The sequence below is a fragment of the Staphylococcus marylandisciuri genome (assembly GCF_025519785.1).
In the GTDB taxonomy this organism is placed as follows: Bacteria; Bacillota; Bacilli; order Staphylococcales; family Staphylococcaceae; genus Staphylococcus; species Staphylococcus marylandisciuri.
Genome location: NZ_JAOPKZ010000044.1, coordinates 1 through 403 on the forward strand (window position 1 = coordinate 1; position 403 = coordinate 403).

1 protein-coding gene is annotated in these 403 nt (G+C 49.1%); it reads right to left on the minus strand.

The genetic code is table 11. The annotated features are described in order from the left end of the window. A partial coding sequence (locus tag N9R04_RS11325) for a YPDG domain-containing protein (protein ID WP_262856876.1) occupies positions 1 to 403 on the minus strand: 403 nt, incomplete at both ends.

Sequence of the window (403 nt, forward strand, 5' to 3'; positions counted from 1 at the left end):
TGCCGTCTTTCGTTTGTGGCACTTCTACTGGTACACCTGGTTTCGTACTGTTTTCGTCATAGCCTGGGTCATGTTGACCTGCATCCGTTTCACTTGGATCTTTCGGCACGACAGTGACTGTTACTGTCGGTGTATCTGTTGAACCATCTGGATAGTGAACGACAACTGGAATATTGACTTTCGTATCCGGTGTTGCGTTCGCCGGTGGCGTTACCGTTACCTTACCTGTATTTGGATCAACGTCTACTGTCCAGCCTGGTGGCACGTCTTTCGGTCCTTCAAACGATGTACCTGGTGGTAGATTGCCGTCTTTCGTTTGTGGCACTTCTACTGGTACACCTGGTTTCGTACTGTTTTCGTCGTAGCCTGGGTCATGTTGACCTGCATCTGTTTCACTTGGATC